This is a genomic window from Corynebacterium sp. (assembly GCF_052107835.1).
Taxonomy (GTDB): Bacteria; Actinomycetota; Actinomycetes; order Mycobacteriales; family Mycobacteriaceae; genus Corynebacterium.
Genome location: NZ_JBQEDF010000026.1, coordinates 1 through 13,870, shown reverse-complemented (window position 1 = coordinate 13,870; position 13,870 = coordinate 1). Strand labels below are relative to the sequence as shown.

General features: G+C 68.7%; 13 protein-coding genes. 6 read left to right on the top strand and 7 right to left on the bottom strand.

What is annotated here, in order from left to right; all coding sequences use genetic code 11:
* Positions 1-52: 52 nt before the first annotated feature.
* From ACTIL2_RS08050 to ACTIL2_RS08040, 3 genes are read right to left on the bottom strand one after another with little or no spacing between them, the layout of a single operon-like run.
* Positions 53-289, bottom strand: a complete 237-nt coding sequence (locus ACTIL2_RS08050; protein ID WP_442336940.1) for a hypothetical protein — start codon at positions 287-289, stop codon at positions 53-55.
* Positions 290-292: 3 nt separating this feature from the next.
* The gene (locus tag ACTIL2_RS08045; protein ID WP_442336939.1) at positions 293-997 is read right to left on the bottom strand and encodes a LuxR C-terminal-related transcriptional regulator; all 705 of its coding nucleotides are present in this window, start codon (positions 995-997) and stop codon (positions 293-295) included.
* Positions 998-1,022: 25 nt separating this feature from the next.
* The gene (locus ACTIL2_RS08040; protein ID WP_442336938.1) at positions 1,023-2,264 is read right to left on the bottom strand and encodes an ATP-binding protein; all 1,242 of its coding nucleotides are present in this window, start codon (positions 2,262-2,264) and stop codon (positions 1,023-1,025) included.
* Positions 2,265-2,390: 126 nt separating this feature from the next.
* Between ACTIL2_RS08040 and ACTIL2_RS08035 the strand changes: the two genes are divergently transcribed.
* Positions 2,391-3,593: a PspC domain-containing protein gene (locus ACTIL2_RS08035; protein ID WP_442336937.1), complete on the top strand. Its 1,203-nt coding sequence runs from the start codon at positions 2,391-2,393 to the stop codon at positions 3,591-3,593.
* On the opposite strand, the gene ACTIL2_RS08030 is transcribed toward ACTIL2_RS08035, so the two are convergent.
* From ACTIL2_RS08030 to ACTIL2_RS08020, 3 genes are read right to left on the bottom strand one after another with little or no spacing between them, the layout of a single operon-like run.
* Entirely contained in the window at positions 3,586-4,266 is a 681-nt protein-coding gene (locus ACTIL2_RS08030; RefSeq protein WP_442336936.1) for a gamma-glutamyl-gamma-aminobutyrate hydrolase family protein, read from the bottom strand. The two genes, ACTIL2_RS08035 and ACTIL2_RS08030, sit on opposite strands and share 8 nt — an antisense overlap.
* The gene (locus tag ACTIL2_RS08025; RefSeq protein ID WP_442336935.1) at positions 4,263-4,913 is read right to left on the bottom strand and encodes a helix-turn-helix domain-containing protein; all 651 of its coding nucleotides are present in this window, start codon (positions 4,911-4,913) and stop codon (positions 4,263-4,265) included. The genes ACTIL2_RS08030 and ACTIL2_RS08025 overlap by 4 nt, the downstream gene beginning before the upstream one ends.
* Positions 4,914-4,930: 17 nt before the next feature.
* Positions 4,931-6,121, bottom strand: a complete 1,191-nt coding sequence (locus ACTIL2_RS08020) for an NAD(P)/FAD-dependent oxidoreductase (protein WP_442336934.1) — start codon at positions 6,119-6,121, stop codon at positions 4,931-4,933.
* An 88-nt stretch (positions 6,122-6,209) separates the two neighbouring features.
* Here ACTIL2_RS08020 and ACTIL2_RS08015 point away from each other — a divergent pair, with 88 nt between their 5' ends.
* The 4 genes from ACTIL2_RS08015 (at position 6,210) to ACTIL2_RS08000 (ending at position 10,701) form a co-directional block, all read left to right on the top strand.
* Positions 6,210-7,493, top strand: a complete 1,284-nt coding sequence (locus ACTIL2_RS08015; protein ID WP_442336933.1) for an allantoate amidohydrolase — start codon at positions 6,210-6,212, stop codon at positions 7,491-7,493.
* A 56-nt stretch (positions 7,494-7,549) separates the two neighbouring features.
* Positions 7,550-8,068 carry a hypothetical protein gene (locus tag ACTIL2_RS08010; protein ID WP_442336932.1) on the top strand — a complete coding sequence of 173 codons (519 nt, stop codon included), beginning with the start codon at positions 7,550-7,552 and terminating at the stop codon, positions 8,066-8,068.
* A gap of 92 nt (positions 8,069-8,160) precedes the next feature.
* Positions 8,161-9,300 (top strand): tyramine oxidase subunit B, encoded by a 1,140-nt coding sequence (locus ACTIL2_RS08005; protein ID WP_442336931.1) that lies wholly within the window; start codon positions 8,161-8,163, stop codon positions 9,298-9,300.
* Positions 9,301-9,408: 108 nt separating this feature from the next.
* Positions 9,409-10,701, top strand: coding sequence for an ammonium transporter (locus ACTIL2_RS08000; RefSeq protein ID WP_442336930.1), 1,293 nt, complete (start codon positions 9,409-9,411; stop codon positions 10,699-10,701).
* Positions 10,702-10,707: 6 nt separating this feature from the next.
* On the opposite strand, the gene ACTIL2_RS07995 is transcribed toward ACTIL2_RS08000, so the two are convergent.
* Positions 10,708-11,382 carry a TetR/AcrR family transcriptional regulator gene (locus ACTIL2_RS07995; protein ID WP_442336929.1) on the bottom strand — a complete coding sequence of 225 codons (675 nt, stop codon included), beginning with the start codon at positions 11,380-11,382 and terminating at the stop codon, positions 10,708-10,710.
* Positions 11,383-11,519: 137 nt separating this feature from the next.
* On the opposite strand from ACTIL2_RS07995, the gene ACTIL2_RS07990 reads away from it, so the two are divergent.
* Positions 11,520-13,733: an ABC transporter permease gene (locus ACTIL2_RS07990; RefSeq protein ID WP_442336928.1), complete on the top strand. Its 2,214-nt coding sequence runs from the start codon at positions 11,520-11,522 to the stop codon at positions 13,731-13,733.
* The last annotated feature ends 137 nt before the right edge of the window (positions 13,734-13,870 follow it).

Below are 13,870 nucleotides of genomic sequence, written 5' to 3'. Positions count from 1 at the left end.
CCGAGCTGTCTATAGGGTCCAGGATTCCGGTCACCGCGAACCGATCGCCGAGTTACATCGGACTGACCGGGGTCTGCCGTCCGTCGTCCCCGTCGGCGTCCACGTGCCAGTCCAGCTCGACATCGCCGGTGTCCGCTACACCGAGGATCTCCGCGAGCCTGGCACGCACCCCGGCCTCCAGCTCCTCGAAGTCCGAGCCCCACACGTACGCGCCCTCGACCCCGGCGACCGCGGCACACCAGGTCCCGTCGTCACGCACCACTGTCACAGCGTAGGAACTGTTCGCCATCACTCACTCCAATCTGTTGTCCGACACCCACCGCGACAGTGAGTGCCGGTTGGTCTGCTGGGTCTTGCGCAGCACGTTCGACACGTGCGTCTCCACCGTCTTCACCGAGATGAACAGTCGTTCCGCCATCTCCCGGTAGGTGTAGCCACGGGCCAGCAGCCGCATGACCTCCTTCTCCCGGGGAGTCAACGAGGACAGCATCGACTGGTCCGCGTCCGGGGGGAGGGGGGCGGCGTCCGCGTCGGCGGTGTCCACCGGTTCCGACGGCCCGGCGGCGAAAGCATCCAACACGTAGCCGGCGAGCCGGGGCGAGAAGACCGCGTCGCCGGTGTTCACGCGCAGGATACTGTCGACCAGTTCACGGCCGTCGATGGACTTCGTCACGTAACCCCGCGCCCCGCCGCGGATCAGCGAGATGACGTCCGTGGGGTCATCCGACACGCTCAACCCCAGGAACCGGGGACAGTCACCCTCCGGATCCGCCCCGTCCAGCACCTGCTGCAGCACGCGCAGGCCACCGCCGTCGGGCATGTGCACGTCCAGCAGCACGACCTGCGGGCCCACCTCCCGGATACCGGCGACCGCCTCGGCGACCGCACCGGCCTCGCCGACAACCTCCACGCCCGGGTGGGAGGTGAGCTCCGCGCGGACGCCCGAGCGGAACATCGAGTGGTCGTCGACGAGGTACACCTGCACGGTGTCTGTCACGTCTCTGCCATCCTTCCCGTCGTACTCACAGCCGCAGAATGACCTCGGTGCCGAAATGCCCGGTGTCGATCTCCACGGTACCGCCCGCGCGCTCCATCCGGTCCAGGATCGACGACCTCACCCCCTGACGGTCGGCCGGGATCGCATCGACGGTGAACCCGGGGCCACGGTCACGCACGAACAGCTCCGTGTCATGGGCGACCTCCAGGTACACGTTGATCTCCGCGCACCCGGAGTGCTTCGCCGCGTTGACCATCGCCTCGCGTCCGGCGAGCAGCAGGGCCAGGTCCTCCTCCGAGGCGTCGCGGTCCTCACCGACGATCACCGGACGGATCTGCACCCCGAAGGTATCCTCCACCTCGCCGCAGGCGACCCGCAGGGCGCCGAACAGGGTCTCGGTGCGCACCGATTCATCCGGGGCGAACAGCCACTGGCGCAGCTGGCGTTCCTGGCTGCGCGCCAGCTGGGCGATCTCCGGGTCCCCGGCCTTCTTCTGGATCAGGGTGAGGGTCTGCAGCACCGAATCGTGGATCCGTGAGGCGATCCGCGTCCGCTCCTCCTCGGCGGCGCGTTCCCGCGCGTTCGCGTTCGCCATCGACCACAGACGCAGCCACAGCGGGATCAGGACGGCGACGAGCCCCAGGATCATGGCGAAGGCAGCGATCACCGCGGGCACGATCACGCTCCCGCCGTCCGATTCGCCGCGGGCGCCGAAGACCACGTAGCCGATGCCGACGACCAGCAGCACCAGCCCGCCGAGCAGGCTCGCCCACTGCAGACCACCGGGGGAGCGCTTCGTCCTCCCGGTGCCGCCGGTCATCGCGTCCGGACCGAAGGTGCGCCACACCAGCAGCACACCGCCGGCCAGCAGGATAACGCTCAACGCGACCTGCGGACGGGTCGCACCACCGGCGGCCAGCAGCACCACGGCCAACACCACGAACCAGCGGTCCCGGGCACTCTTCGGACGGTTGACCAGCTCCGTCGACAGCCCACGCCGCGACATCGTGGCCAGTGCCGCCGGGTTCGTGCCCTCCTCGGCGGTCGCCACCCGGCTGGTGAACACCCACAGTGCACCGTAGGCGACCATGCCCAGCCCGGCGATGGCATTCATCAGGGCGAACACCAGACGGACCACGGTCAGGCGCACGCCCAGGTGCGCGGCGACGCCCGTGCACACCCCGGCCATCAGCTTGCCCTCGGCGACCCGGTGGAGGTCCGGGGACGGGGGCGCTGGGCGTCGGAGCTGGGCAGGGTTGTGCGGCATACCGACAACACTGCCAGGTCCGCCGGTGTCCGGGGTATGGGGGATGACCCTGAGTTCCGGATGTCAGGGTGGAAGTCAGGGGCTTCCCTGATGTGCTTTGCTGGTGGGAGCCGAAGAATGAGAGCCATGAGCACAAACATCGAAACCACCATCCGCGAGATGTGGACGACCCGCCCGGTCCGCTTCCCGCGCAGCCAATCCCAGCGCACCTGGTTCTTCGGCGTCTGCGAGGGCATCGCCGTGCGCTACCAGGTGTCCCCGCTGCTGATCCGTCTGCTGTTCGTCCTGCTGACGTTCACCGGCGGCGTCGGCCTGTGGGTCTACGGCGCGGCACTGCTGGTCTTCCGCCGCTACTCCGTGCCGAAGACCCCGTTCGACGTCCTGGTCCGGAGCGAACGCGACCCCCGGTTCGAGGAGGACCGGTCGGTCGCCATCGGCACCCTGATCACGGGCCTGGTCTTCCTGGTTCTCGGCGGGATCTTCAGTGGCGGTATCACGCTGACCGGCCTGATCGTCTCCGCCGCGGTCACCGGCGTCGTCTGGTGGCTGCTGCACGAGCGCACCCCGGTGCCGCCGGCCGGCCTGCTCGACCGTGACGACGTCACCGGGGTCACCACCCCGGCCGCCACGCCCACCCCGACGGCCCCGGCTGCGGCACCGGCGTCCGAGCAGGACGCGCCGACCATCGACCTCGGTGAGGTCTCCACGGCCAGCGGCTTCGAACCGCCCCGCCGCCAGCCGCCGTCATGGGACCCGCTGGGCACCGCCCCCTTCGCCTGGGACCTCCCGGACCCCGGCATCCCCGCCGACGAGGAGTCCGGCACCACGACGTCCGCGAAGAAGAAGCGCACCGGACTGAAGGTGTTCATCATCGGCCTCGTCCTCGCCGTGGTCCTGGGCATCACCGGGCTGTTCAGCGCCGTCTTCTCCAGCTGGGGCGGCTTCTCCACCATCGAGAACGACCGCACCCAGGGCACCTTCGTCGGCGGTCCCGTCCAGGTCCAGGACCTGCCCGCCAACTACGGCTACGAGTACACGATGAGCTCCCAGCAGCTGGACTTCGCCGACGCACAGGTCGACCAGGACAGCACCATCGACCTGCAGGCCACCATGAGCTCGGTCATCATGACCTTCCCGGAGACGACCAGCGGGCCGTCCTACCGGGTGGAGGTCAACTGCCCGCAGAGCTCGATGAGCGACATCGACTGCGACAGTTTCAACGGCACCCAGGTGCGCGGCAGCGGCGACAGGGACGACGACACCGAGCACACCGTGACGGTCAACGTGAACGCCACGATGTCGGAGGTCCGCTTCGAGCAGTTCAGCTGACCAGTGCGGCCCCGCACTGCGCGTCCAGGCGCAGCAGTAGGGCCTTCAGCTGTGTCGCGGCCACCGCGGGGTGCTCCGGATGCCACTGCACCCCGGTGACGGGGGCACCGCGGTGGACGACCGCCTCGATGATCCCGTCCTCCGCACGGGCCGCCACCCGCAGTCCGGACCCGAGGACGTCGATGGCCTGGTGGTGGGTGCACAGCACCGGCTGGTCCGGGACGATGCCGGGGTCACCGGTGACCCGCGTGGGGACGAAGGGGTCACTCTGTCCGGGGCGCCGGTGGCCGCACATGTCCTGGACGAGTGTCCCGCCGAAGGCGACGTTGATCAGCTGCAGTCCCCGGCAGATCCCCAGCAGGGGGGTGCCGGATGCCGCGGCGTCGCGGATGACCCGGAGGTGCGCCCGGTCGGCGGCGGGGACGTGCCCGGCAGCGCCCGGGTAGCCGGGGCGGCCACCGTAGAGTTCGGGGGAGACGTCCTCGCCGCCGGCGACCACGACGAGGTCGGCGTCCGGCGCCTGTGTGTCGCCGGCGATGAACTCCGCGGACCAGCCCAGTGCTCCGACGGTCCCGCGGACCGCATCGTTGAGGGTGGTGATCAGCGCCTGGAAGGCCGGGTCTTGGGGACGGTCGTCGGTGGGGTGGTGGACTACGACCCGGCGGGGGGTCATGCGGGTTCGTCCGGGTAGGCGGTCACGGCGAGGAACCGGATCGGCAGTTCGGTGAGCTCCACCGGTCCGTGGACCGCCTCACCGTCGAGCAGCAGGGCGTCGCCGGGGCGCATCCGGAAATCGGTGTCCTGGTGGCGGTAGAGCATGTCACCCTCCAGCATGTACAGCAGCTCCGTGCCCGGATGCTGGAAGCGGGGATGGGTCTCCGAGCGGTCGTGCAGGGTGACCAGCACCGGCTCCAGGTGGGGGCCGGAGGTCGTGTCGCCGTGGCCCCGGAAGGATCCGAGTAGTTCGTAGATGTGGTTGTGCCGGGTGCCCCGGCCGTTGATGCGGGTTCCCGTGCCGGCCGGCGTGTAGGCCGCGGGACGCTCCACCTGGGCATCGGTGAACAGCGTGGACACCGGGGCGTCCAAGGCCTCGGCGAGCCGTGCGACCGAGGTCAGGGAGCAGGACGTCTGCGCGTTCTCGATCTTCGACAGCATCGCCTTCGACAGGCCGGCGCGTTCCGCCAGTCCGGCGACCGACATGCCCCGGGACGTCCGGAGCGAGCGGACCCGGTTCCCCAGCCCCACCTCGATGGACCTGTCCTCGACCGTGCCGGAGTCCGGGGTGATCTCGTGGTCGGGGAGTTGCTCTGCGGTGGCCATGGGGTCACATCGTAGCGTCATCGCATCTCTCCCGCCCCCGCATACGGGTGCAGGCTCAGCGTCAGGTCGTTCTCGGCGAAGCGTGACAGCCGGAAGTCCTCCGGGCGGACGTCCGGGTCCTGTGAGTCGCCGATGAGCAGCAGGTCAGCGACGAGGTCGGCGACGGCCGGTGCGATCTTGTAACCGTGCCCGGCGAAACCCACGGCCAGGAACAGGCCGTCGACCCCACTGGGCCCGATGATCGGGTTGTAGTCCGGGGTGGTGTCGTAGCATCCGGCGTAGGAGCTGGTCAGCGCGGGGTTCGGCATGTCCGGCAGGCGGTGCATGAGTTTGCCGATGGTCCATTCCACGAAGTCGTCGTCGGCCCTGTTGGGGTAGTGGTCGGGGTCCGCCCAGTGCGGTTCCGCGTGGTCGGAGTTGCCGCAGAGGATGTCGCCGTTGGGCTCGCCGCACAGGTACTGCAGGCTGACCAGGTCGGACAGGACGGGGACACGACCCAGATCCTCGCCGGGGTTGATCAGCATCAGCTGGGCGCGTTGGGCGTACACCGGCAGATCCAGGCCGGCCGCCGTGCCCAGTTCGCGGGCCCAGGCACCGGTGGCCAGAATGACCTGGCCGGCGCCGACGGTGCTTCCGTCCTGCAGCTCCACCCCGGTGACGGCGCCCGCGTGGCCGCGGGTGAAGCCGGTGACCGCGGTGCCGGTGCGGATTCTCGCACCTTGCTTCCGGGCGGCGACGGAGAAGGCCATGCCGAGCATCGGGGCGTCGCCACGTCCGCCGAGCGGTTCGTAGGCGATGGAGGCGAAATCGTCGACGTGCAGGTCGGGCCAGAGCTCGCGGGCCCGGTCGCCGGGGATGAACTCCACGTCGACCCCGAGCTCCTGCTGCATGGCGATGTTCGCGGCCAGGGCCTCCACGTTGTCCTCACCGACGCCGACCATGTACCCGCAGTTCCGGAAGCCGCAGTCGTCGTCGAGGATGTCGGTGGCGTTGTGCAGGAACTTCGTGCCGGTCCAACCCATCTTCGCCACCGAGGGGGCGCCGTAGTGGGCACGGACGACACCGGAGGATTTGCCGGTCATCCCGGCGCACAGCTGGTTCCGCTCGACGACGAGCACACTGTTCTCCCCGCGGGAGGTCAGGCCCCAGGCGATGGCGAGGCCCTCGAGGCCTCCGCCGACGATGACGTAGTCGTATGTGGTGTCCATGGTCTTCCGCTCTCTGCTATCGTGGTCCCTGAGATTCTCCATGTGAATCATCGAGTAATGATATGAAACCTACTGAATGTGACGGACCATGACAACCCCAACCTCCCCCGTGACCATCGCCGCCGACATGGACGCCCCGGCCCTGATGACACGTTTCCGCACCATGTGGGACGAACTGGCCACCATCGGCGTCGGGGCGTCCGGCGTCCGGCGCTTCTCCTGGACCGGTGAGGACCGCCGCCTGCGTGACTGGTTCACCGCACAGGCGGTGTCCCGGGGGATGGACGTCGCCACCGACCGCAACGGCAACCTACGGGCCTGGTGGGGTGAGCCGGAGGACGGCGCCGTCGCCACCGGCTCGCACCTGGACTCCGTCCCGGACGGCGGCCTGTGGGACGGCCCCCTGGGCGTGGTCCTCGGTTTCCTCGCCGTTGACGTCCTCGCCGCAGCGGAGCAGGACGGCCGGTTCACCCGCCGGCGCCCCCTCGCCGTCGTGGACTACATGGATGAGGAGGGTGCCCGGTTCGGGGTCGCCTGCCTGGGCTCGAAACTGATGAGCGGGGCCATTGCCGCCGGCACCGCTCGGGAACTCACCGACGCCGGGGGAACGACCCTCGCGGAGGCGATGACGGCGGCGGGGGCCGACCCGCAGGCGATCGGGGAGGACCCCGCGGAGCTGGCCCGGGTCGGCGCGCAGGTCGAGGTGCACATCGAGCAGGGGAGGAACCTGGTGGGGTTGGACGCGCCGGTGGGTGTGGCCACCGACATCTGGCCGCACGGGCGCTGGGAGTTCACCTTCGACGGGGTCGCCGACCACGCGGGGACCGCCCGGTTGGGGGACCGCAGGGACGCCGCACTGCCGTTCGCCACCACCGTGCTCGCCGCGCGGTCGGCCGCCGAGGATCTCGGCGCCCGGGCCACCTTCGGACGGTTCCACGTCGAACCCGGTGGCCCGAACGTGGTGCCTGCGACGGTGGTGGCGTTGCTCGACGCCCGCGCCGCCGACGACGCCACCCTGGACGCCCTGGTCAACCATGTTTCCGCCGCTGCCGACGGTGCCGCACAGCAGCACGGGGTGGAGCTGTCCGTGACGCGGCTGTCCTATGCGCCCGTCGTCGGATTCGACCCGGACCTGCGCGACCTGCACGCCAAGCTCGCCGCCGACGCCGGGGAGTACCTCCCCGAGTTGCCGACCCAGGCCGGGCACGACTCCGGGATCCTGGCGGCGCGCGTGCCGACCTCCATGCTGTTCGTGCGCTCGCCGCACGGCATCTCCCATTCGCCGCTGGAGGACGCCGCCGAACAGGACGTGGTCGCCGGACTGCGGGCGCTGGTCCGGTCGCTGGCCCAGCTGATGTCCCGTGAGCGTTAACGGCAGTGAAATCGCCGGGTGACTGCCCGGCAAAACCGTCCACGCATAGTGGGGGAATGGAACTCATCGTGTACTGCCAGGGCGGCGGAACAGTGTGTGCGGAATGGCTGGACAGTGCGCGGGGCCGGAATGTCGAGCCGGTGCAGGTCCGCGTCCGCCACGCCCAGTCCGGACCGGGGACCAGGACCAGTCCGTGGGCCGGCGGACGCTTCCACGGGGGTGTGGTCGGCACGGTGGAGACCGGCATCGCCCTGGGCCGCGACCGCGGACTCACCGGGCTGATCCAGCTGCGCCGGGCACTGGCGGCGCCGTCCGGGCCGGAGGGGGTGCACATCAGTGTCGCCGGGGTCGACTGGCAGGTGCGCACGGTGGTCGGTGCCGCGCTCGACATGGGGGTCCGGCCCGGGGACGTCCGGACGTTCACCGCCCCGGAGGACGGTCGGGGAGCCACCGTGGTCCACTGCAGGGGCTGTGACGGGGAGGTCCTCGCGCCGGGCACACGCCTCGGTGACGAGGTGGAATGCCCCCGTTGCCAGCGCGGCCTCTCCGTCCCGGAGAACGCGGTGGAAGCTTAACCACCCGGAAACAGTGCCGAGACACGGGGGCAAAGGCTCGACCCTAGGGTTTCTTATTGTTCAACGAAGTATCTTCCTAGGAGTCAGAACACATGACCAGTGCATCCGGTACCGCCATCAACTTCCGCTACCTCAGCGAACCCGACATGATCGAGGCGGGCGTCAGCGACATCGCGCGGTGCGTCGACGTCATGGAGGAGACACTCATCCTGCTCAACCAGGGTGACTACATGATGGCCGGTCTCAACCACAATTCCCACGGCGCAATGATCTCCTTCCCCGAGGACCCCGGGTTCCCCGGGATGCCGGCGGACGGCCCGGACCGCCGGTTCATGGCCATGCCCGCCTACCTCGGCGGCCGCTTCAACAACACCGGCGTGAAATGGTACGGCTCAAACGCTGAGAACAAGAAGGACGGCCTGCCCCGTTCCATCCACGTCTTCGTCCTCAACGACACGGTCACCGGGGCGCCGAAGGCCATCATGAGCGCCAACATCCTCTCGGCGGTGCGCACCGGCGCCGTCCCCGGGGTCGGCGTGAAGTACCTGTCCAACCCGGACTCCACCGTCCTGTCCGTGGTCGGACCGGGCGTGATGGCGCGCACCAACACCGACGCGGTCCTGGCGCTGCGTCCCGGCATCACGACCATCAAGCTCAAGGGACGCAGCCAGCGGGGCATCGACGGCTTCACCGAGTTCATCAGGGGGAAGTACCCGGACGTCACGGTCATTCCCTGCGACTCCATCGAGGACGCGGTGGCCGACGCCGACATCGTGATGGCCGCGACGACCACCGACGCCGCCGGCCCGTCCGCCTTCCCCTACTTCAAGGAGGAGTGGCTCAAGCCCGGCTGCCTGGTCGCCGCGCCCGCCGCCGCCCGCTTCGACGACGAGTTCCTGGCCGGCAACGCCCGCCTGGTGCTCGACGCGTACGGCCTCTACGAGGCGTGGGAGGAGGAGTACGGCACCGAGGCCTTCGTGATGCTCGGCATTCCCGGCACCCGCTGGTACGACCTGGTGCGGGAGGGGCAGCTGGAGAAGGAGAAGATCGAGGTCGTCGCCGACGTCGCCGAGGGGAAGGCCCCGGGGTGGGATCCGGAGAAGGTCACCCTGTACTCCGTGGGCGGCATGCCCGTCGAGGACGTCGCCTGGGCCACCGACCTCTTCGCCACCGCCGAGGAGAAGGACATCGGCACCGTGCTGAACCTGTGGGACAAGCCCGAACTCGCCTAGGTGAGCATCGTTCATCAACAGGAAACGTCGGCGGGACACCGCCGCAACGCGTTCCACATAGATTCATGTCCGACATTTAGATACCCCGACTGACGTAAAGGAATGACAATGCCTGCTGCAGATGTAGCGTGGATCCTCGCCGCGTTCTCCCTGGTTCTGCTGATGTTCCCCGGCCTGGCGATGCTGTACGGCGGCATGCTGAACGGCCGGAGCGTCCTCAACATGATGATGATGGTGATGTCGTCGTTGGCGGTCACCACCGTGGTCTACGTCCTGGTCGGCCATGGCCTGGTCGTCGGTGACACCGTCGCCGGACTGCGGCTGATCGGCGACCCCTTCGAGTTCGCCTTCTTCGACGGCCTGATGACCGATGACGGGGCGGGCACCACCCTGGACGCCGCCTTCTTCACCCTCTTCGCCGCGATCAGCGTGGCGCTGGTCGCCTCCGGCGCGGCGGGACGAATGAAGTTCGACGCCTGGATGATCTTCTCCGCGATCTGGGTCCTGCTGGTCTACGCCCCCATGGCCCATTGGGTCTTCGCCGGGGACGACGACGAGGCCGGAACCACGGGCGGCTGGATGATCAACGTCCTCGACCTGCACGACTACGCCGGCGGCACCGCCGTCCACATGAACGCCGGCGCGGCCGGCCTGGCACTGGCGATCTTCCTTGGACGCCGCGCGAAGAAGGACGACAAGCCGCACAACCTGCCGCTGATGCTCATCGGTGCCGGCATGATCGCCATGGGCTGGATGGGCTTCAACGGCGGTACCGCCGGTGCCGCGGACTTCCTGGCGCAGTACGTGATCCTGACCTCGCTGCTGTCCCTGGCCGGCGGCATGCTCGGCTTCATCATCATGCAGCGCATCTTCAACGGCCACTACACCCTGCTCGGCCTGGGTACCGGCATGATCGCCGGTCTCGTCGGCATCACCCCGGTGGCGGACGCCGTCCACCCGGTCGGTGCGATCTTCGTCGGCCTGCTCGCCTCCGCCGCGGCCTTCGGTGCCATCAAGCTTGCCCGCCGCTTCGGGATTGATGACTCGGCGGATGTCTTCGCCGTGCACGGTGTCGGCGGCATGGCCGGTGCGATGTTCGTGGTGTTCTTCGGGACCGCCGCCGCCCCGGCGGAGCGTGCCGGCGTCTTCTTCGGTGGCTCCCCGGACCTGATCTGGCGGGAGATCGTGGCGATCGTCGTGACCGTCGGCTTCTCCTTCTGCATGACCTACGCGATCGCCTGGGTCATGGACAAGATCCGTCCGATCCGCATCTCGGAGACGGAGGAGGGCGTCGGCATCGACGCCGCCCTGCACGACGGCACCGCCTACGACCGGTTCACCGACGGTGAGTCGGTGGATGCCGGTGAGGCACAGGGCACCGCCGACCGGGAGATCGTCTAGGTTCCCCTACAGTGACAGCACCGAGGGGGAGGCCGGTGTGAGGAAGTCCGAGGGGCGGGTGACCGGCGCGGCCAGCATTCCGCTGGCCGCGTCGATCAGGAAGTAGCCGACATTGAGCCAGTTGCTGGCGACGCTGCCGTCGGCGAGCCGTGCCTCGTAGCCGGCGCAGGCGTCAAGGGCCAGTCCCTCGACCAGACGGGAGCGGTTGCGCAGGACGTTGCGGGGGACGTCCTGCAACTCGGGGAGGGAATCGGGCAGCATTGCGTCGAGTCGCATGGAATCCTCCGGGGGCGTCGGTTCCGCGCGCAACGAGTCCATCACCGACGGGGTGGAGACGACCTGCCGCATGAATCGGGCACGCCAACTCGGGGCGGGCAGGGAATCCAGCACGTCGACCCAGGGGATGATGTTTGCTGCAACTATGTCGCGCAGGGGGCAGTCGACGCTGAGGCCGGCGAGGAGTTCGCGCCGCCTGTCCAGCATGTCCGCATGGTTCCGGGTGGCCAGTGCGCGCAGTAACTCGGTACGTCCCCCGAAGTGGTAGCCGACAGCCGAATGGTTCGCGGTGCCGGCGTGGTCGGCGATGGTGCGGTTCGACACGGCGTCGATACCGTGACGTGCGAAAAGTTCCTCCGCAGAATCCAGGAGTGTTTCGCGTGCCTGATCGCCGTGGGTTGCCATACGGGGAGTGTACCGCGGGGAAATGCAGAAATTAAGTCATGTGGCGTACAGTTGCCGCGTCGGTTGCTGTGGAAGGTCCTTTCGGGGCGAAAATCTGCAGTGCACACACGATCCAACCACTGGAGTAGGAGCAGGCTTTGAGCGAGACGAGCCAGAAGCCCTCGGGCGAGGACCGGGTCGGGAAGGACGACCCGGACGCCGCCGCGAAGGCCGCCAAGCGGGAACGCGCGGAGAAGATCGGCTGCTACGTGGCGATGTTCGCCATGCCGCTGATTATGGTCGGCATGATGGTCTGGGGCTACCTGTACGCGATGCACTCGCCGACACCCCACGATATGCCGGTCACGGTCGCCACCGAGACCACCTCGCAGACGGCCGAGGCGTCCGCCGAGGCACTTTCCCAGGGGCTCGACGCCGCCGGGGACGACACCGTGGACGTGCAGTCCGCCGGCAGCGCGGACGAGGCGCGCCAGCAGGTCATCGACCGGGATGTCGCCGCCGCGGTCGTCGTCGGTGACGACGGCGCGACCCTGTACACCGCCGGTGGTGCGGGTGCGCAGCAGGCCAGCACCGTCCAGCAGGTCGTTGGACCGGTCGCCGCGGCGACGGACCTCCAGATGGACAACGAGGACCTCGTTCCGCTTCCGGACAGTGACCCTGCCGGCCTGGGTGCGATGTTCATGACGACCGCCCTGCTCCTGGCGGGGTTCCTGCCCCTGACGATCACCCTGACGAATTCGCCGCAGCTGCTCCTGCTCAAGCGGCGGGCCATTCCGCTCATCGCAGGGTGGGCGGCGGTCATCGCCACGATCGTCTGGTTCGTCGCCGGTCCGTGCCTGCATGTCGTCGATTCCAGCGACGCCTGGCAGGTCCTGGGGATCGCCTGGCTGGCGGTCTTCGCCGTCGGATCGGTGCAGATGTTCCTCACCCGGATATTCGGTCCGATGTCGGTCATCGTCGGGATGTTCCTGCTCATGGTGCTCGGCATACCTGCCTCGAATGTGTCGATCCCCATCTTCAGTACCCCGGGGCTCTACCACGTCCTGCACTCGTTCCTGCCCGCCCCCGCGATAGGCGAGGCACTGCGGTCGGTGCTCTACTTCGATGGTGAGGGTGCGTGGTCGCACCTGTGGGTGCTGATCATCGGGGCGGCCGCAGGTATTCTGCTCACCTCGCTCATCGACGCCAACAAGTCCCGCAAGGGCAAGCGCCCGAAGACGATGGTCGTGAACCTGCCGTCCCTGCACGGAGGTGAGCGGCCGAAGAGCCGGTTCTGGCAGTACGCCGCGCTGGCGTTCTTCCCGCTGGCGATGGTGCTCATGATGGTCGTGGGGATGCTCGGTGCGATGCACAACCCGGCCCCTCGCGATATGCCGGTGGCCGTGGCCGCTGAGACGTCCGAGCAGGCGGAGCAGACCGTCGACGGTCTGTCCGACGCCATGCCGGGAAGCTTCGAGTTCACGGTCGTGGACTCGGCGGACGAGGTGCGCACCCAGGTCGAGGACCGGGACGTGGCGGGCGGCTTCATCCTGCCGTCCGCGGACAATCCCTCGGCGACGGTGGTCACCAACCAGGCCGGCGGGAGCAGTACCGCCCAGGCCATCGAGCAGGCATTCACCCAGATCGCCCAGGCGCAGGACATGCCGGTCGAGACGGACGACATCACCCCGCTGCCCGACCGCGACAGCTTGGGTACGGTGAGCCTCTACCTTGCCATTGGCTGGATGATGGCCGGATTCATGGTCATCCTGGTCGGCTCCAACGCCCAGCCCGCGTCGCGGCCGTTGCGTAGGCTCATCCCGATCGTGGCGGGGTACGCGGTGTTCATGTCCTTCGTCGTCTGGCTCATTGCCAGCCCGATCGTCGGCGCGGTCGGCCCCGGCCACTTCCTGCCGCTGTGGGGTGTCGGTATCGTCGCGATCTTCTCGGTGGCGATGTTCGCCGCGGTCCTCGAGAGACTTTTCGGGTTGCTGGGGGTGATACCCATTGTCGGGGTGGTGATGTTCCTCGGTATTCCGGCGTCGGGCGGTGCGTTGTCGATCTACATGGAGCCGGCGCTGTTCACCCACCTCCATGGGGTACTGCCGATGGCGGCGTCGGTCGAGTCCGCCCGGTCGATCCTGTACTTCGACTCCGACATTGTCGGCCAGTGTCTGCGGACCTTCGCGATCTGGGGCGTGGTCTCGCTCGTGCTCGTGATGATCATCGACCGCTTCAAGCCGCTGCGCACCACCACGCCGCACCACGTCGAGCGCATCTGGGGCAGTGACGACGATGATGAGGATGACGAGAGCGGTGCCGACAGCTCCGCTGGCGGGGGAGACGGCGAGAAGGCTGGGTCCCCGGCGTAGGAAAAACGTGCCGTGTGCTGCATAGCGCGTGCTTGTAGGCCCGTGCCGCGTGGTGCGGGCCGGTGCGGGGTCGGTGCGGGGTCGGTGCCGGTTAGCTGGGGTGTCCCAGTGTCGCCGGTGATACCGGCCCGGCGGCG

Coding starts and splice junctions, on each gene's coding strand:
- ACTIL2_RS08050 (WP_442336940.1), bottom strand. CDS start 289: ATGGCGAACAGTTCCTACGCTGTGACAGTGGTGCGTGACGACGGGACC.
- ACTIL2_RS08040 (WP_442336938.1), bottom strand. CDS start 2,264: ATGCCGCACAACCCTGCCCAGCTCCGACGCCCAGCGCCCCCGTCCCCG.
- ACTIL2_RS08035 (WP_442336937.1), top strand. CDS start 2,391: ATGAGCACAAACATCGAAACCACCATCCGCGAGATGTGGACGACCCGC.
- ACTIL2_RS08030 (WP_442336936.1), bottom strand. CDS start 4,266: ATGACCCCCCGCCGGGTCGTAGTCCACCACCCCACCGACGACCGTCCC.
- ACTIL2_RS08025 (WP_442336935.1), bottom strand. CDS start 4,913: ATGGCCACCGCAGAGCAACTCCCCGACCACGAGATCACCCCGGACTCC.
- ACTIL2_RS08020 (WP_442336934.1), bottom strand. CDS start 6,121: ATGGACACCACATACGACTACGTCATCGTCGGCGGAGGCCTCGAGGGC.
- ACTIL2_RS08015 (WP_442336933.1), top strand. CDS start 6,210: ATGACAACCCCAACCTCCCCCGTGACCATCGCCGCCGACATGGACGCC.
- ACTIL2_RS08010 (WP_442336932.1), top strand. CDS start 7,550: ATGGAACTCATCGTGTACTGCCAGGGCGGCGGAACAGTGTGTGCGGAA.
- ACTIL2_RS08005 (WP_442336931.1), top strand. CDS start 8,161: ATGACCAGTGCATCCGGTACCGCCATCAACTTCCGCTACCTCAGCGAA.
- ACTIL2_RS08000 (WP_442336930.1), top strand. CDS start 9,409: ATGCCTGCTGCAGATGTAGCGTGGATCCTCGCCGCGTTCTCCCTGGTT.
- ACTIL2_RS07995 (WP_442336929.1), bottom strand. CDS start 11,382: ATGGCAACCCACGGCGATCAGGCACGCGAAACACTCCTGGATTCTGCG.